General features: G+C 37.7%; 16 protein-coding genes and 1 pseudogene. 4 read left to right on the forward strand and 13 right to left on the reverse strand.

The genetic code is table 11. The features are described from left to right. Positions 1-198 precede the first annotated feature (198 nt). A pseudogene (locus KA717_21575) lies at positions 199-1535 on the forward strand (IS5 family transposase). A gap of 336 nt (positions 1536-1871) precedes the next feature. Here KA717_21575 and KA717_21580 read toward each other — a convergent pair. The 13 genes from KA717_21580 to KA717_21640 all read right to left on the reverse strand — a co-directional run bounded on the left by KA717_21580 (position 1872) and on the right by KA717_21640 (position 13772). Beyond that, positions 1872-2117 (reverse strand): DUF5615 family PIN-like protein, encoded by a 246-nt coding sequence (locus KA717_21580; GenBank protein UXE64747.1) that lies wholly within the window; start codon positions 2115-2117, stop codon positions 1872-1874. Next, positions 2098-2352 carry a DUF433 domain-containing protein gene (locus KA717_21585; protein ID UXE58623.1) on the reverse strand — a complete coding sequence of 85 codons (255 nt, stop codon included), beginning with the start codon at positions 2350-2352 and terminating at the stop codon, positions 2098-2100. Before KA717_21585 ends, KA717_21580 begins: the two co-directional genes overlap by 20 nt. A gap of 128 nt (positions 2353-2480) precedes the next feature. Beyond that, positions 2481-3119 carry a Uma2 family endonuclease gene (locus KA717_21590; GenBank protein ID UXE58624.1) on the reverse strand — a complete coding sequence of 213 codons (639 nt, stop codon included), beginning with the start codon at positions 3117-3119 and terminating at the stop codon, positions 2481-2483. A gap of 424 nt (positions 3120-3543) precedes the next feature. Continuing rightward, positions 3544-4251, reverse strand: a complete 708-nt coding sequence (locus KA717_21595) for a hypothetical protein (protein UXE58625.1) — start codon at positions 4249-4251, stop codon at positions 3544-3546. Positions 4252-4299: 48 nt separating this feature from the next. Beyond that, complete coding sequence (locus KA717_21600) at positions 4300-4701, reverse strand: hypothetical protein (GenBank protein ID UXE58626.1); 402 nt, start codon at positions 4699-4701, stop codon at positions 4300-4302. 117 nt (positions 4702-4818) lie between these two features. Next, positions 4819-5466 carry a hypothetical protein gene (locus tag KA717_21605; GenBank protein UXE58627.1) on the reverse strand — a complete coding sequence of 216 codons (648 nt, stop codon included), beginning with the start codon at positions 5464-5466 and terminating at the stop codon, positions 4819-4821. 228 nt (positions 5467-5694) lie between these two features. Next, complete coding sequence (locus KA717_21610; GenBank protein ID UXE58628.1) at positions 5695-6087, reverse strand: DUF1622 domain-containing protein; 393 nt, start codon at positions 6085-6087, stop codon at positions 5695-5697. Positions 6088-6095: 8 nt separating this feature from the next. Beyond that, positions 6096-6491, reverse strand: coding sequence for a DUF202 domain-containing protein (locus tag KA717_21615; protein ID UXE58629.1), 396 nt, complete (start codon positions 6489-6491; stop codon positions 6096-6098). A 148-nt stretch (positions 6492-6639) separates the two neighbouring features. Then, complete coding sequence (locus KA717_21620; protein UXE58630.1) at positions 6640-7404, reverse strand: pentapeptide repeat-containing protein; 765 nt, start codon at positions 7402-7404, stop codon at positions 6640-6642. A gap of 86 nt (positions 7405-7490) precedes the next feature. Next, positions 7491-8735 (reverse strand): anaerobic sulfatase maturase, encoded by a 1245-nt coding sequence (locus KA717_21625; GenBank protein UXE58631.1) that lies wholly within the window; start codon positions 8733-8735, stop codon positions 7491-7493. 193 nt (positions 8736-8928) lie between these two features. Next, the gene (locus KA717_21630; GenBank protein UXE58632.1) at positions 8929-9510 is read right to left on the reverse strand and encodes a hypothetical protein; all 582 of its coding nucleotides are present in this window, start codon (positions 9508-9510) and stop codon (positions 8929-8931) included. 476 nt (positions 9511-9986) lie between these two features. Further along, a complete protein-coding gene (locus KA717_21635) occupies positions 9987-11489 on the reverse strand; it encodes an arylsulfatase (GenBank protein ID UXE58633.1) in 1503 nt (500 codons plus the stop codon). A gap of 897 nt (positions 11490-12386) precedes the next feature. Further along, entirely contained in the window at positions 12387-13772 is a 1386-nt protein-coding gene (locus tag KA717_21640; protein UXE58634.1) for an ATP-binding protein, read from the reverse strand. A 271-nt stretch (positions 13773-14043) separates the two neighbouring features. Between KA717_21640 and grpE the strand changes: the two genes are divergently transcribed. From grpE to KA717_21655, 3 genes are read left to right on the forward strand one after another with little or no spacing between them, the layout of a single operon-like run. Then, on the forward strand, positions 14044-14679 hold the full coding sequence (gene grpE, locus KA717_21645; GenBank protein ID UXE58635.1) for a nucleotide exchange factor GrpE: 636 nt from the start codon (positions 14044-14046) through the stop codon (positions 14677-14679). 60 nt (positions 14680-14739) lie between these two features. Then, entirely contained in the window at positions 14740-16317 is a 1578-nt protein-coding gene (locus KA717_21650) for an Hsp70 family protein (protein UXE58636.1), read from the forward strand. Between the two features lie 41 nt (positions 16318-16358). Beyond that, entirely contained in the window at positions 16359-17885 is a 1527-nt protein-coding gene (locus tag KA717_21655; GenBank protein ID UXE58637.1) for an Hsp70 family protein, read from the forward strand. The last annotated feature ends 2 nt before the right edge of the window (positions 17886-17887 follow it).

Genomic DNA, 17887 nt, shown 5'->3' on the forward strand with positions numbered 1-17887 from the left:
TCTATGCTTTTTCAGTCCATACTTCCCTAACCCACATTTCTTTCGTTTTTTGACTTTTTCAGCAAGCCCTAATTAGGGCTTGCTGAAAAAAGCTGAAACCTTTACGGAGAAAAATAGTAGGCGAATTAAGAACCGCTAGAATGCACGAAAATAGGGTAGAATGCCTCAAAACCATTGCATTAAGAAGAGAGAAAGCAGATGTACCGAAAGCAACAGTACTCAATTGAAACACCAGAAAACTTGAAAAATCTGTTCGGCGGGCAGTTAGACGAAGAAAATCGTTGGATAGAAATGTCAAAAATGATTCTTTGGGAAGAATATGAGGAAGAATATGCAAAAAACTTCACAGAAAAAAAAGGAGCCCCAGCCAAATCATTTAGAATGGCATTAGGAGCATTAATTATCAAAGAAATTTCAGGAAAAAGTGACAGAGAAACAGTAGAACAAATAAAAGAGAACCCTTATTTACAGTACTTTATAGGAATGGAAAGCTATAGTAGCAAAGAAGCATTTAATGCGTCAATGATGGTTCATTTTCGTAAAAAAATAGGAATGGAATTAATAAATAAAATTAATAAAGAAATAGAAAAAAAAGCGACGGGTGTAGCGTCAGAAAAAAAGAAAATGAAGGAAAGTTATTGTTAGATGCGACTTGTACACCAGCAGATATAAAATATCCAACGGATATAGGAATATTGAATGATGCCAGAGAAAAAACAGAAAAAATAATAGATAAGCTGTATGAAGAAATAAAAGAGAAAAGGAAAGAAAAGCCGAGGACTTATAGGGAAGTGGCAAGAAAAGAGTACTTAGCCATAGCAAAAAAACGTCGTGTGTCAAAAAAAGAAAGAAGAAAAGGAACAAAAAAACAACTAGGATATATAAAAAGAAACTTGTCTCATATAGAAAAAATGATAGAAGAGGGAGCAAAGTTAGAAAAACTAACGAAAAAAGAGCAAGAAGAGCTTGTAACGATAGGAAAAGTGTATGAGCAACAGTTAGAAATGTATGAAAAAAAGACAAATAAAGTAGAAAACAGAATTGTGAGTGTAAGCCAACCTCACGTGCGTCCAATAGTGCGTGGAAAAGCGGGAAAAGCAGTAGAGTTTGGAGCTAAAATATCGGCAAGTAATGTGAATGGCTTTGTCTTCTTAGACAAATTAAGTTGGGATAATTACAACGAATCGGGAGATTTACAAGCGCGAATAGAAGAATATAAAAGGGAAACAGGATGTTATCCGGAATCGGTTCATGTGGATAAAATCTATCGAACAAAAGCGAATCGAGCTTATTGTAAAGAAAGGGATATAAGAATGAGTGGTCCCCGATTGGGAAGACCGCCGAAAGAGGTGAGCAAAGAAAAAAAGAAAGAGGCACGCTCAGATGAAAGAGTGCGTAATGCCATTGAGGGTAAATTCGGACAGGGAAAGAGGAAATTTAGTCTTGGTCGAGTGATGGCCAAACTACCTGAGACCTCGGAAACGGTAATTGCGATGAACTTTTTGGTAATGAATCTTTCTACTCTACTTCAGAAGACAAAAAGTAAAAAGTTGTAGAGTCGTTTTTCTTGTGAAAAATGGTGTTAATTTTCCTCTCTTTTGTGAGGAGTGATTTGTGTTGACCTTTTTAGACAGAAAGGAACAATAGATTAAACAAAATCTGTATTTTGATTTGTTTCCATAAGGATAAGTTATCTATGCTTTTTCAGTCCATACTTCCCTAACCCACATTTCTTTCGTTTTTTGACTTTTTCAGCAAGCCCTAATTAATCTCTTGAATCTTGCCTAAATCATTGAAAAAAAGGAGTAACTCACCAATGAAGAAGACAAAGTATTGGCAAGTTTTTCCATCAAAGGTAGTAAGTAACTCGGTCAAGTTGCACGGGTATTTAAAACAATGACTCGAATCGAGTATCTTGATAAATTTTGTTGATGAGGTAAGTTTTTGTCGGCTGTGATAAAAATATCAAAAGGGTAACTTGAAGCTCGTTCCAAAATTTCCCTATCCTTAAGACCTTGCCATCTCAGATCATAGACATTTAAAACCCGATAACCTCGTTCTGTAAAAGGCTGCTTAAGTTGTTTATTTAAAAGATTCTCATCTAACAAGATAAGCATTATTTTGACGGGCTTCAATAATAACTAATTTTGCAACATTTTCTAAAACTTTAACTGCTAACTTCTCCAAATAGGGGAAATCATTAACGAACTCACTTAAACCGTCTGGTCCTTCCAAATAGTCAAAAAAGGTTTGTAGAGGAACGCGGCTACCAACAAAAACAGGAGTTCCACTCATAATTTCTGGATCAGAGTGGATTACCTCTTCTCTTTCTAATATACTAACAAGTTGCATATTTCTGGCTAATTAGATGTTATTTTCATTGTAGCTCATGCTCTCCGATATTTTAAGCAAGGATAATTCAAAATTATTATTTTAAAAACGCGATCGCCTTTTCTAAACCATTCATCTCAATCCAATTCTTACTGAAACTGAGATAACAACCAAGCCCCAACCTCGGCTTGATTCGTTTGGCGACTACGCTGTAAAGCCTCCTCTAAAACAGCAACTTCCAATTTAGGCAAAACTTGAGAAACCTGAATCCGTTGACTGCCCTGATTCATCATCGAATAAGCCAACAATTGAGCCTCTTGAACATCCACTACCCAATATTCATTAACCCCTAACTCTTCATATAAAGAGCGTTTTGTCCCCAAGTCATCTAACAACGAAGATCGTGCAATTTCAATCGCTAAATTAGGCGAAGGATATTGATCCAAATTCACGATCCCTGTTCCCGATGGAATGGTTTTAGCATTTTCCCCCAAATAATAAGCTACATCAGGCTGACATTCTCGCACACCTATTTTACGAAAAGTCGTTGTATCTAAACCCGTCGCAGGAATTTGTTTCAGCGCAACAAATAAATTCACAGCAAAAATAATAATTACATGATCCTGACCATGATCAAAGCTAACGGGTGACATCTCAATCCTCATATGTCCTTTATAATAGTAGCCCTTGGCTTGTTGATAAATCGGATCATTTAACTGATTAATATAATCATCCCAGGTCGCCAAAACCCAAGAATCTGTGCGGGGTTTAACTTGTAAACTGGTCATCCCTTAACCCTCCTGTAAAAATGAGAAATTTTGTGGTTTAGCGAAATCAATAAACATCTCAGCAATTTCATCTAAAAATAAATAATTGTCGAACAATTTCTTCTGGTTTAGCTGGCCGTTCCTTACCATCTACAAAATCTTGCAAATAACCTTTACCCTTACGATCAAATTATTGAATCGCTAATTTTTCTTGCCCATCAAAAATCGTCAGTGCGTAATCTGTCCCCTTAAGAACGTCAGAAATCGTATATTTTGGCTCATTATCGTTATCCATAAAACTTAAATCCACAAGAATCAGTGTTTTTCGCTTAATCTATAAAAAGTGATTAAATACGACACTTTATAATATTAGCATAATGCGATCGCTCCTGAGAACACAATTAAGATGAGGTCTGCGTAAATAAATTATCTGGATTTATTACTGTTACGGGCGGAAGACTTTTTTCTTGCTAGAGATTTCCTTGTGTGAATCAAAATAATCTTGTAAACCATGAATTGTATAGAGTTGCTGAGGGGGGACTAAATTCCAAACCGCAGGAACAACATCCAGTAACCACCAATTAAATAAGTCTCTGCAATTCTCTGACCCAGGGAAAATAGCATAACCTTGAAAACAGTCATCTAAGATTTCTAATAACGCATTTTGTGACAAGCTGGGTACGAGAGTTTTAACAAGATTTTTAAATACATCAAATGCTTCGTCAATTTCTTGAAGTCCAAAGGAAATTTCAGGAAATAGTTTCTCTAAATCTTTTTCTATTTTTGCTATTAGTTTCTTTTGATCAAGTAAATTGTTGTTGACTTTTTTCTGAATTAATAGATAATTAATCAATTGAAAAACTTTTTGACTCCTGTTGTCCTTATGCAATTTCTTTTTTATTGTAGGCTCAACAGCATCAGCCATAATTAATGCCATATAAAGATAGCGTTTTTGAGTTAATAATTCATCCTTATCTTTTAAATTATTTAAAATCTTAAGACACATATCATCTAACGAAATTTTTCCAGCATTTTTCTCATATAATTCTTCATATTTTTCTTGACAAGCAAAATTAAGCAACTCCCTTAATGTTGGAGGAATATTTGACAAACAAGAATCTGATTTTATGGAATACTTTAATAATATAGTCATGGTAGTTGTTCTCCTATTAAATTAGGGATAGGGGTAGTCTCAAAATACTTATAGTCTAATATCAGCAAAAATTTTCTCAAATTGCCGAATAATTTCTGAGCAACTTCTACAGGGTTGTCTTTCTGTATAAAGATAAAGCTTTCCTTGAATAATTTTAGGGTTAATAGTCTCCAAAGTCTCTGCAAGAGCAAAAAGGGCTTTGTATTCAGCATCTTTATCTCTTAAATAATCATCTACAATCGGTTGAAAATGGCCACCTTCAGATCGGGCGTTGGGTTTTGGAGTTGGGCTTTTCGTTCCACCTCTAGAAGTAGCAGCCGTGCCAATAACAGTACCATTTGTAAGATGTAATTCAATGATAGCAACATTAGCTTTAGGAAAAGGTTTGTCAAGATAAATTTTGCGAACTAAAGCCGCATCCGCCTGTAAACGCTTTTTAATATTGTCCATTAATAAAGCCTATTTCATATCAGCGATCGCCTGTCGGGCCATAGAAGCAATCCCTTGATCCGTTGCCTTTGGTAATTGATAATATTTACCGCTGAAGATGAAGAATGAGGACAAGGTTTATCCAAGGGTGATTTTAGCTCGTTTGATCCCTTCGATCATTAAATCAACGGCTAATCCTGCCTGTAAGACAGCAAAAACCCAGCCCACAATGACGAGGGTAATAATATTAACTTTTTGGACAATGACTTTAGCGAAAATCATTCCTAGCCAGTTTAGCAAAATGATCAATAACAACAACGCAAAAATACTGATTTGCCGTTTAATGTCCCCCTCAGCTTGACTAGTCGCCACTAAAATTGCCACAATACCGTAGGGGGTGATAATTGCGGGAATAGTTAAAGGGTTAATAGCGATCGCGGGAATATTCTCTTCAGTATAGGGTTCAGTCTCAGGAGATAAGGGTTTGGGCAGACTAAAATTAGATAACATTTGTAGAGAAGCCATCAGAATCAAGAGTCCACCTGCGACAAATAGTGCCGCCGTAGAAACATCCCACTTCGCTAAAATACCTTTACCAATGATTGCAACCGCAAAGAGAATAATACTAGAAATTATGGTTGCTTTCAAAGCCAGCTTTTTGGCAAAATTAGGCTCCGTTTTATAACAAAGGCGGTTAAAAATGGGAATCACCTTGAGGGGGCCAAGGGTCAAAAAGAAAATCACAAAAACATAAGAAAATGGGTAAACTTGTACAGTGTCTTGCATGGTAATAGTCTGGAATTTAATCTAGAATTTGACAATTTTTGCCTAAAGGAACGAGAAGTTGATCAACTTTAGCAATTTCCCTAAAAACAATTTAGAGACAAGGAACATAAGCCCCTAGATAGAAAAACTCTATTAATACATCACAGCGTAAAAAGCGCGATGGTTAACATTACTGAGCATCCACATCAGGGTAAAAATGACAGTGGGTAACTCTTTTTTCAAGACCCGTTAAGACGAAGAAAAGAGAGCTTCTTCTGCTAATTTAGATTGTTCTTTTTCTAGTGCTAATTCGGCTTCTAGTTCTTTACTCAGGAAGTAGTTTAAAAAAGTACGAATCAGAGCCAGTAATCCGAGTTTTCCCAAACTGTCTAAGGTCGGTGCGATCGTTGTGGCTAATATGTCTGCACCGAGTTGAAATTCGAGGGCGAGGGCCAACCACATCCCGAACCGAAGGCGGATCTTATTAAAGGAGGGGATAGGGGTACGTTGACGATTTAATTGATAGGCTAATTGCAAGGTTTTAATAAAACCAACGACAATACAAATAACAGAAAAAGCTTCTAAAGCAAACTTGCTAATCGTAACTAAATGTTCTAGAGCTTGCTCAAATATTTCTAGCATGGGTCAGTTTATCCTCCAATAATTAAGATACTAAGAAAGGCAAAAACACCCACTGAAATAAGGGCGATCGCCACCACTAAACCTAGGGATAAACGGGGTTGATAGGTAAACTGTCCATGCTCAATACGTTTCAAGTCTTGACGATGATTAAGAGCCGCGACTCCAAGAGCTAAAGTGCCAATAATAATAAACAATAAACCTAAAATTCGGGAGAGATGGAAAGAATCCAGATTGGTGTTAAAAGTACTATGAATAGCCGCAACAATTCGATCAATTCCCACACCAAAACTAATGAGAGAAAGACTGGTACGAATCCAGGCCATGAGGGTTCGTTCGGCCGCCGCTCGGTTCCGCTCTTTGGCTAATTCATTGGTCATTTTATAAGCATCAGGAGAAGAATTCATGGGTTTTCGCAGGGAAAAATTGAGAAAAGAAATTTGTGGCAAAAATAAAGCTTAAATAATAGACTTCTTGCACAATAGCGTTCGATCCCCCTAAATCCCCCTTAAAAAGGGAGACTTTCTTTAATTTGCAAGAGGTCTAATCTGATGACTAGGTTGACTGGGGTAAACGAGTATTCTCTAAATGAGCAACACTTAAATCAACATCGGTCAGATTCGCTTGGGTTAAATCAGCATTGGTTAAGTCGGCATTAGTTAAATTGGCTCCTTGTAAATTAACTCCTTGTAAATTAGCTCCAATGAGTCTGGTTCCTGTCAAGTTTGCCTGAGTTAAATTGACATCCTGCATATTTGTATAAGAAAGTTCACTATTAATTAAATTTGCTTTACTTAAGTTAACAAGATGGAGATGAACATGGGGGATTGCTAGTTGCTCTAAATTAGCTCCCTCTAAATCCAAATTATCAAAATGAATTCCTGCTTCTCCAAGTATTTCAAGGGCTTCGATACGAGCAATACTGTAGATATGCCCTTGGGTATTATTAACAATTTCGAGGGCTTCTAAATTTTGCTGTTGTTTTCGCTTAGATTTTTCTAAAATATACATCCAGGCAGCCGTTACAATACTAAATGACTCTACATTACCCACGCTGATTAATCCTAAAAGATTAGAACTTAAACAGGTGGAAACAAACTTTTGCTGGTTACAAATTTCAAAACGTTGAACCAGGGCAAGAAACCCCAAAGAAATGCCCGACGCAAGCAGTAAGCGAAATGTAAAAGAACGATTCAGTAACCGAAAAAAAGGTTGTTTCTTTCTCGCTTGGTATTTCTCATACCAAGTTTTTCGTTTTGGAGGCTGTGTTGTTACCATTATGCCAAGTAAAAAGTTAACGAAGAAAAGAACAATTAACAATATGAGCTAAAAAATAAAAACATATTGTTAGAAAAATGAAAAAATCAAAAAAATAAATTTGAGCGGAAGAACGACAATCACATTATTTACCGAGCCAATTTACCAAAGCCTACAGGCTTATTTTTAGCCCGATCTTTAGCCGCTAATTTTGGCATGATTTCAGTGGCATCCTTACCTTGGCGGAGTAAATTTACCATCATTTTTAAGGGGTTATCAATGTGAGTAAAAAAGGTTTTATAACCCGCACAAAGGTAATTTAGCCCTGGCTCACCATCAGGCGTATCGGTAAACCGATGTTTTGGACATTCTCCATGACAAGCAAACCGCACTTCACACTGTTGACAATAGCGAGGCAAGGTCGTTAACTTATCTTGACCAAACTGAAATTGACGCGAACTTCCCACTAATTCTGCCATCGAAGTCTCTTGAATATTTCCTAATAAGTAATCTGGCTCTACAAAATGATCACAGGAATAAAGATCGCCATTGTGTTCTAAGGCTACTCCAGAGCCACAGGTAGGCGAAAAAAAGCACATTCCTGTTGGTAGGCCGAGCCAACTCCTGACTGCTGCTTCAAAGGTTTGTACAAAAATTTTTCCCACATCTCGCCGTACCCATTCATCAAAAATGGTTGTTAAAAAAGTGCCAAATTGTTCGGGCAAAACGGAATTTTCTGAAACTTGTGTGCCTTTTTGATAGAGCGTTTTCCCATCTTCATTGATGCGTTCAACTACAGGAATAAACTGTATCCAACTGGTTTTCACTTCATCGCGTAGAAAACGATAAACCTCTAGGGGATATTGACTATTGACCCGATTAACGGTAGTTAAAATGTTATATTCAACCCCATGTTTTTGGAGTAAACGTAACCCCTTCATCACCCGATCAAAGGTCGGACGACCGACTTTATCCACGCGATTAGCATCATGGAGTTCTCGCGGCCCGTCTAAGCTTAAACCAATGAGATAGTTATTTGCTTTAAAAAATTCACACCATTCGTCATTTAATAGCGTTCCGTTCGTTTGTAAGGTATTTTCAAAGGTCATCCCCGGTCGGCGATATTTTTCTTGGTAGGCGATCGCCTTTTTAAAAAAATCTAAGCCCATTAAGGTCGGTTCTCCCCCCTGCCAGGCCACAGTCACTTCAGGGGTTTTATGGCTTTCAATCAATTGACGAATATAGGTTTCTAAAATCTCATCACTCATGCGAAAATTACTATTCGGATAAAGCTCTTCTTTGTCTAAGAAGAAACAATAGGAGCAGTCTAAATTACAGATCGCACCAGTGGGTTTGGTTAAAACGTGAATACGCGGTGGCAGAAAGTTTTCCATAAAAAACGAATGGTTTCGAGTTAGATAGGGTTTAATTTGTAATTATAAATAGCTGATTTAAGTAAGTGGGCTTAATTAATTGTTAGATAGTGGAACAGGCTTCTAGCCTGTGGACGGGCAAGATGCCCATCCCACGTTTTATATTTAATTGCAACCAGCTACTTAATTCTAAAATTAAGCCTCAAAATCAAGATTAATCTGAGTTTAAAAACTGAAGATAGCCCAGACGATAGCCTAACCAGCCTGGAATGGCTAAGGTCGCTACTAAAATTGTGGTCGTCGTGCTTAACCGACTCGATAAGGTGCGAGCAGGATCAAGACCTTCAAAAACGAATTTAAGGGCGACAATAAAGGCATAGGCTACCGTAGTTAATGCGCTGGCTCCTTTAATAAATTCCTTTGGACGCGGTATTTTTAAATCGTGGGAGCCTTTACCGATTAACAGCCCCGAAATGAAGCCCGCAATACTCAATAAAGCAATGGTTGTTAAGCGATCGCCAAACGCAATTTTGGGTAATAATTCCTGGGGATCGGCAATGACTAAGGCCGTTCCGCCAACGGCTCCCGCGATCGCGCCTAAATTCGCCCACCATAAAATAGGATGGGTCTGACGGGTGCTGGCTAAACCCGACAGGGTAATCACAACTACCGTACAAATAAACGCTGAGATTAATTCCGAGAAATGACTAGTAATGCGATAGAGAATCACACCACCCGCGATCGCGCCAAGCAGTCGTAAAAAATCGGTTTTGATGGATGTTAAATGGTTCTGCATCGCGTTTTAGGTAGGATTGAAATCAACAACTAGTTGATCACTTTAATGACAAAAAGTAAGATAACGCCAAGCCTAGTAATTGTTTTTCTATCTTTCCTCTACATAAACCTTAAAAATTTGTTTCCAATCTCGTTTCATACTGATAAACCACGTCTATTTTGGGAACTGAAGTTTTTTGAGATATATTTCAGGCGCAAGTCCCCCTTTTTTAGGGGGATTTAGGGGGATCGACTTGAGTGATTAAAAACTATGGATTTCGAGTTAGACGGGGTTTAACTGACCCATCATTTTCTTTCACAGTTGTCCCCACAGCAAGTGTTAAAAATTGCTGGCGTGTAAGTTTCGACATAACAAAAAACTAGAAAATGTAGGGGCTTAGTCTCCAATTCCTAGACTTTAGAAACTTAAAAACTAAACTCCTACCAAAACATTAAGGCCCTTTTGACCAAGAAATTTCGTCTAATTTGTAGAGCCAATTAAGCACTCGGTATCCCGGCTTCCAGTTTTTCTAGCACATTGTCTAGGCTAAAACTGGCGGCTTTTTGGCGAGGTGGGTAGTCCTTAAAGGTGGCTAAAAATTCCCCGACGATCGCCTGGGCAGGAACCAACATAAACGCTCGGTCTATCATCCAATCGTAATAAGTATTGGAAGTAATATCGGCTCGTTCGTAGGGATCCGTCAACAAATTAAAGATTTTCGGAACTCGTAAGGGGGTAAACGGTTCAGCCCAAACACGTAACGTACCTGCCGCCCGTTGTTCCATAAAAACGATTTTCCAGTTGTCGTAACGTAGGCCCGTTAAATCACCATCATCAGAGAAATAAAAGAACTCTTTACGCGCACTGGTATCTGTTTTACCTGTCCAATAATCCAACTGGTTATAACCATCTAAATGGATTTTGAAAGTTTTAGAGCCGACTTGATGCCCCTTCAGAAGTTTTTCCTTAATGTTGGGTTCTCCTGCGGCGGCCAAGAGGGTCGGCAACCAGTCCAAATGGCTGACAATACCGTTATAGACTTGACCAGGAGCAATTTTGCCAGGCCAACGCACCATCGCTGGCACTCGATAGGCCCCTTCCCAATTGGAATTTTTCTCATTGCGGAAAGGAGTCATCCCCCCATCTGGCCAAGTATTCATGTGGGGGCCATTGTCCGTGCTGTACATGACAATCGTATCTTCAGCCAGACCCAACTCATCAAGCAGATCCACCAGTTCTCCCACCTGCTTATCGTGGTCAACCATGCAATCGTGGTACTCACTTTGCCAACGTCCTGCCTGCCCTCGGCTTTCGGGTTTGATATGGGTGCGGAAGTGCATATGGCTGGTATTGAACCAGAGAAAAAACGGCTCATCGTCCTTTTGAGAATCTCGGATAAAGCGTTTGGCTTCTGCAAGGAATTCCTCATCAATGGTTTCCATCCGTTTTTTGGTCAAGGGGCCAGTATTTTCGATACGTTGTCCCCCATTACCATCAGCCCAGCAATGCAGAACGCCACGCGGGCCATACTTCCCTTTGAACTCAGGGAAATCCTTGGGGCTGGGATAATCTACCTGCTCAGGTTCTTCCTCCGCATTGAGATGATATAAATTGCCAAAAAATTCATCAAAGCCGTGCATCGTTGGCAAATGTTCATCGCGATCGCCAAAGTGATTTTTGCCAAATTGACCCGTGCGATAACCGAGAGGTTTTAAGAGTTCGGCAATAGTGGGATCTTCTGCTTGAAAACCGAGTTTCGCCCCAGGTAAACCGACTTTACTGAGGCCCGTCCGAAAAACACTTTGACCTGTAATAAAAGCTGCCCGTCCTGCCGTACAACTCTGCTCCGCGTAGTAGTGATTAAAGCGGATCCCTTCGTGGGCAATGCGGTCAATATTGGGAGTCATATAACCCATCAAGCCGCCCGTATAGCAACTGAGGTTACTTTGACCAATATCATCTCCCCAAATAATGAGAATATTTGGTTTGTTTTTAGGCATAAAAAGCTACTCCTAGATAGGGTTATAAATCATTATTTCAGATGAGTTGACTCATTTAAATAGATAGCCTGAAAGACAGGATTGCTCCTTCGTTAATGCCGTATTAGGGGCCAGCACAGTGTCTCATCCTAAGGGATAACCAAGGGATTAAGCGTCTTGCCGCCTATTCAAAAATTGCACGTTTTTCGTTAGAATTAGCCCAAAATAAAGATTTCCTTTATATTCTTATTCTCTCAACGAATAATGTACTCATATTTTCTGGGAAGATTGGGATGGACAATTTTCTGATTCTGCATCGAACCTTTAATCATATCGATAAGTTGAAACCCTTGTAGAACCAGTTTTTTAACGTCATTACGGAGTTGTTTGGCATCCTGGCCGAGATGGGGATCGTCTTTGAGCTTATCTAAAGAGGTGTTAAAGATGTCGGTAAGTTTCTTTGTTCCTGCCTGTTCCTGACCTTGTTCGTACTAGTAATTCTGATATTTCATCCTATTTTTTCCCTTTATTCTTCAGTAATAGAATTAATATTCTTTCTCTTGTAACCGCGTGCTCTTCAGTTTTTAGAGCTTTCTGTCGCTCTTTCTTTGTTTTTTTGTCTAAGAAGTCTAACTTCAGTATAACTATATCAAAAATTAAGTCTATATATTCTAGCTTATATCCACTTAGAGTGTTGACAGCTTATTCCAGCAATAAGTTAAAAAATCTCGGCGATCGCAGGCAAAAATCCGCCCATGAACTAGATATTCAGCTATTTTGACAAAATGCCTAAAAGCCTTGCTTTGAAAGCCTTTCAGCGATTGTGAGTCTTGAAGAGGTTTGAAGGACGTTGGGGGCTGAAACCCTAGTAAACTCGTTGACTTTCCTAGAACTTCGCACTGTCCAGTTGTCAGGATATTACTCAATCGCTACAGAAGAAATACAATAGGCTTTCAACACGAGGTTGAGATGTAAAATAATTTCTTCATTTTCTTGTTCCGTTGTTAACATTGCTCTTCGGACTAGAGAATGAATTGCATTTAATGAGTCTGCAACAGGGAGAGAAGATTGATGAAGAATTTCTTTTAGGTAAACAGGACAGTTGAATTTTGCCAACTCTGTCATTATAATTTTTTCTGATTGCGTTAATCGCTGTAACTCTTCAGCTAAGACTTGTCGTAAAGCTTCTCCCAAAATAGGATTTTCGTGCTGTAGAAATTGATTAACCTTTCCCAAAAATAATTCCTGAATCAAGCTAGATGTTAATTTTAGCCAAAGAGGATTACCTTGATAAAGGTTAATTAGTTCTATCCACTTTTGCTCATCTAAAAGATGATAATCTTGAAATATTTCTATACTTTTCTCTTTTAAACCTGACAAAACTAATGCCTTAACTAATTTATGTTTGGCTTCTGTAAAAGTAATATCTATCGGTTTTTCTTGACTTAATAAAATAAGACAGCTTTGATGATTAACTTCAGCTACTAATTTAAAAAAGCGTTGATAATCTTTATAATCTGATTGATAGTTTCCCGCCAGTTGATTGGGGGAAAATAGATTTTGTAGATCATCCAAAATAATCAAGAGTTTATGTTTTTTTATAGTTGCTAATAAAAGATTTAGTTTACTCTCAAGCTTTTGTGCAACAGGCATTTGAGCATCTATCAACTTAAGAATATTAGTGAGTGTTTCATCTAAACTTGGACAAAAAGTAAGGTCTCGATAAATGATATATTTAAAGTTAGATTTGATATTTTCAATAAGCTTAATAGCAAGGGTCGTTTTACCCATACCTTTTAATCCTAAAATAGTGATGAGACGATATTTATTTTGGATAATATAGGTTTCTAGAGTTTCTAATTCTTGCAAGCGTCCATAAAAACGGTAAATATCGGGGGCATTTCCTAAATCAATCAAAGGTGTATTGGGATTAGATACGGGTTCTGAACTTTTTTCTATCGGAGATGAGTTATTTGTACAGATATGAATATTATTAAAAGAAACAAAATCTCTACCAGATGAAACATGATTATAAAATTGGGATTTCTCTAAGACTGCTCGGATATTTGATTTACTAATATTTTCTCCTAAAATTTCGCCTAAGATTTTCCATAATTCCGAAGCCTTATCCCGAATATGACTTTCACTCACATGAAATTCTTTGGCAATATCCGCGTATTTTTGTCCATCGAAAGTACCTTCAAGAATTATCTTTTGAAAATAGTCTAGATTTTGTCCTGTTTTCGCTAAAACCAACTCATCTAAAAACTTTAGAACAGTATCAGGTAAATGTTCTTGAGACATAAATTAATAGCCCGATGAATCTTTAATCGTTATCTTAGCCGATAATTCCGACATTTCCGATACTTTACCCTATTTATCCGATCCAAAAATGTCCTACTTTTCCGATTACGATACTTGACATTTTAATTTATATTTAACTGTGTCACTGGTGTGGTGGTGTCATCTAGCACTGTAAACCGCTAAACGGCATAAGTAATTTCTCCTGTTTGACTTGTTTGGGCCATTAAAAAACGAGACAAAGACGCTTTCGTCCTGATTTTTTATCAAAATTATGAATGTTGATCAAGTTAATTCAGACTGTCCGCCTACAGAGTTCCCTGTGGATAGCGATCAAATCTATCCAGATTCTCGGCCAACAGTGATTCACTCTGAAGAGTCATCACCGACTTCAGATGCAGAGCATCAAATTCTCGGTAAGCTCACTGAGCTTGAAACCCAGTTAAAATCATTGAACAATGTCTTTGAGCAACGCCTCACCTACGATAAGGACAAGGAAAAGGCTTTTGACTTACTTTATGGTGAACTGGAAGCACTGAAAGAGAATTCAGCGTTCGATAGTGTTAAATCTCTCTATCTTGACCTCATTCTACTACTTGACAGGGTAGAAACCATTAAGGAGAGTATCACTGATCAAAATCTTTCAACTCAGTCCGATGCAATTAAGGGAATTTTAACCTCAGTCAGTGAGGAGGTGTTAGAAATTCTTTTCCGTCAACAAATAGAAATCATACAGACGGTTGCTGGCCTCTCATTTGATCCTACTCAACAAAAAGCGATTCAAACTCAAAAAACTGCTGTTGAGTCGGAGAATAATAAGGTTTTCTCTATTGTCCGTAGTGGATTTCGCTATGGCAATCGAATTTTACGGCCAGAGGAGGTAATTATATTCAAATATCATAAGGCGTAGTTCCCTATTTTTATAGTATTAAAAATTAAACTTTAAAGCTAATTTTAAAAAGAAATTAACATGAGTGAAGAAGTCATTGTCGGTATTGATTTAGGAACAACGTTTTCTGCGATCGCTTACATAAATAGCTATGGAAAACCTGAAATTATTCCTAATCTAGAAGGAGAAAGAACAACACCATCGGTTATCTTCTTTGAAGAAGAAGATGGTACACCCATTGTTGGTCAAGTTGCTTTTAATCAAGCAATTACTAATCCTGAGAGAACGGTTAGATTTGTTAAGCGAGATATGGGTAATCCATCGTTTCGTTTTAATGTTGACGGGGAAGATTATTTACCAGAAACGTTATCCGCTATCATTCTTAAAAAACTTAAAAATGATGCTGAAGAACGTTTAGGAAAAGAGATTAAAAAAGCAGTAATTAGTGTTCCTGCCTACTTTAAAGATTCCCAAAGAGAAGCAACAAAACAAGCTGCTCAGATTGCAGGATTAGAAGTTATTCGCATTATTAATGAACCTACTGCTGCGGCATTAGCTTATGGTTTAGATAAAGAAGAGAATCAAACAATTCTCATTTATGATTTCGGAGGTGGAACCTTTGATGTCACAATTTTAAGAGTTAAAGATCGTGAATTTACGGTTTTAGCGACTGATGGAGATCCAAAATTAGGAGGCAGTGATATAGATTCGCTGCTAGTTAATTATCTAGCTGAAGATTTTAAAGAAGTCCATAATATGGACTTAAGAGAACAACCTCATACCCATCATGAATTATGGCAAAAAGCTGAAATTACTAAAAAAGATGTTGGGTTAAGACCATCCGTAAAAGTTATTTTATCTCATGGGGGAAACACCGCCAGTGTCAACGTTGATCGAGATAATTTTGAGGATTTAATTGAAGATTTGATTAACAAGACTGAAACCTATATGGAGAAAGTCATTAAAGATGCCAATATGGATTGGTCAGACATTGATAAAATCATATTGGTAGGCGGATCTAGCCGTATTCCTGCTGTTCAAAAAATGATTAAGCGTGTAACAGGAAAAGAACCCGTCAAAGACACTAATCCTGATGAATGTGTGGCGTTGGGGGCTGCTATTCAAGCTGTTGTTACGACTAAAGAGACTCCAAAAAAATCAAATGGGAAAAAAACAAGCCAAGAAATACCAGATCTCAAATCAGATAAAGGAGAATCTGTTGATCTGGTTATCAATGAAGTGGCTTCTCATAGTTTAGGAGTTCGAGTTAAATCTTCACAAACAGGCAAATATATTAATAGTATTATTATTCCTCGGTTAACTCCAATTCCCTGTGAAAAGACTAAGGATTACACAACTTTAGAGGATAATCAAACCAGGGTTGAATTTGATGTACTTCAAGGAGAAGATGAAGATCCTCATTCCCCTGATGTGGACAGGATCGGTAAAGCAGGATTAAGAAACTTACCTCCTTGCAAAGCAGGGGAATTAAAAATTGATGTCACTCTTAAATATACGGCTGACGGCATTATTGAAGTTGTTATCCGTGAACAGATAAGTGGCCAAGTTTCTCGTGAGTCTATCATGCAAAAATCAAATATTCTAGCTGATGATATTGTTAATGCAAGTACGCAAAAACTAAAGGCAATGGATATTTAACTTTAAATTTAATTTAACTAACTTAACTTGGAGAAACTATTATGGTTAAAGCTATTGGTATTGATTTAGGAACAACCTATTGTGCTATTGCTTTTACTAACAAGTATGGCAAACAGGAAATTATTCCTAATCGAGAGGGAGAGCGAATAACACCTTCGGTCGTTTTATTTGAGGATGGTTCACCTATTGTTGGAAGTATAGCTAAGCGCTCTGCTGTTGCTATGCCTCTTGATACGGTTCAATTTGTAAAGCGATACATGGGACAAAAAAATTGGAAATTTATCTCCGAGAATGGAGACGAATATACTTCTGAAGAGATTTCTGCTTTTATTCTTAAAAGATTGAAGGAAGATGCAGAAACAGCACTAGGAGAAGGTATTACAGATGCAGTGATTACCGTGCCTGCCTATTTTAATGATGCTCAACGTACAGCTACAATGGATGCTGGAAAAATTGCGGGATTGAATGTATTACGGATTATGAATGAGCCTACGGCGGCCGCATTAGCCTATGGAATTAATCAACAAGAAAATAACCAAAAAATCTTAGTTTATGATCTAGGAGGAGGGACATTTGATGTCACAATCATGGAAATTGTGCAGGGAGAAATTAAGGTCATTGCTACAGGTGGGGATAAAGATTTAGGAGGCTTTGATTGGGATAATAAAATTATGAATTACCTCAATGAAGAATTCAAGAAAGAATCGGGAATTGACCTTTATGATGACCCGACTTTAACTCAAGACTTAAGGGACAAAGCAGAAATCACCAAGAAAACTCTTTCTAGTAAAAATTCAACTAAAGTGTTTTTAACCGCAGGAGGAAAAACTATTTCTGTTCCAATCACACTGGAAAAGTTCCAGGAAATTACTCAACCTGAGCTACAAAGAACAGAAACAATCACCGAACTTGTCCTTGAAGACTCTAAATTGACCTGGAAAGATATTGATAAGATCCTTCTAGTTGGTGGGTCAACAAGAATGAAAGCAGTTCCAGCTCTCATTGAGAAAATGGCAGGAAAAAAACCTTCTATGGAGTTGCATCCAGATGAGGCTGTTGCAATGGGAGCAGCATTTCAAGCTGCGCTATTACAAATTCAAGAGGGAACTTCTGATTTAGTAGAGATAAAAGACTTCCCCTTAGTTGAAATTAAAGATGTTACTTCCCATAGCATGGGAGTTATTTCGGTAGATCAGAATGATCGTAAGGTTAATAGCATTGTTTTGAAAAGAAATACTGTTATTCCTTGTAAATTCAGTGAAGAATTTCGCACTATTCAAGATAATCAGCGCGAAGTTCTTGTGCAAGTTACTGAAGGTGAGAGTCAAAATGCCAAAGAAGTTACAATCAAAGCCGAAAAGCCGATGAAACTCAAGCCTTACCCTAAAGGCTCACCCATTCGCGTCGATTTTGAATATGATGCAAATCAAATGATTACTGTAAAAGTCTTTGATCTGACTCCTAAAAAGCCTGAATTTCTGGGTGAAATTCAAATTGAAGGGCGTTCATTGACAGAAAACCAAGTAGCAGATAAACAAGTAAGAATGAGCATGACCACTGTTCAGTAAAT

Origin of the sequence: Woronichinia naegeliana WA131 (assembly GCA_025370055.1) — a bacterium.
Classification (GTDB): Bacteria; Cyanobacteriota; Cyanobacteriia; order Cyanobacteriales; family Microcystaceae; genus Woronichinia; species Woronichinia naegeliana.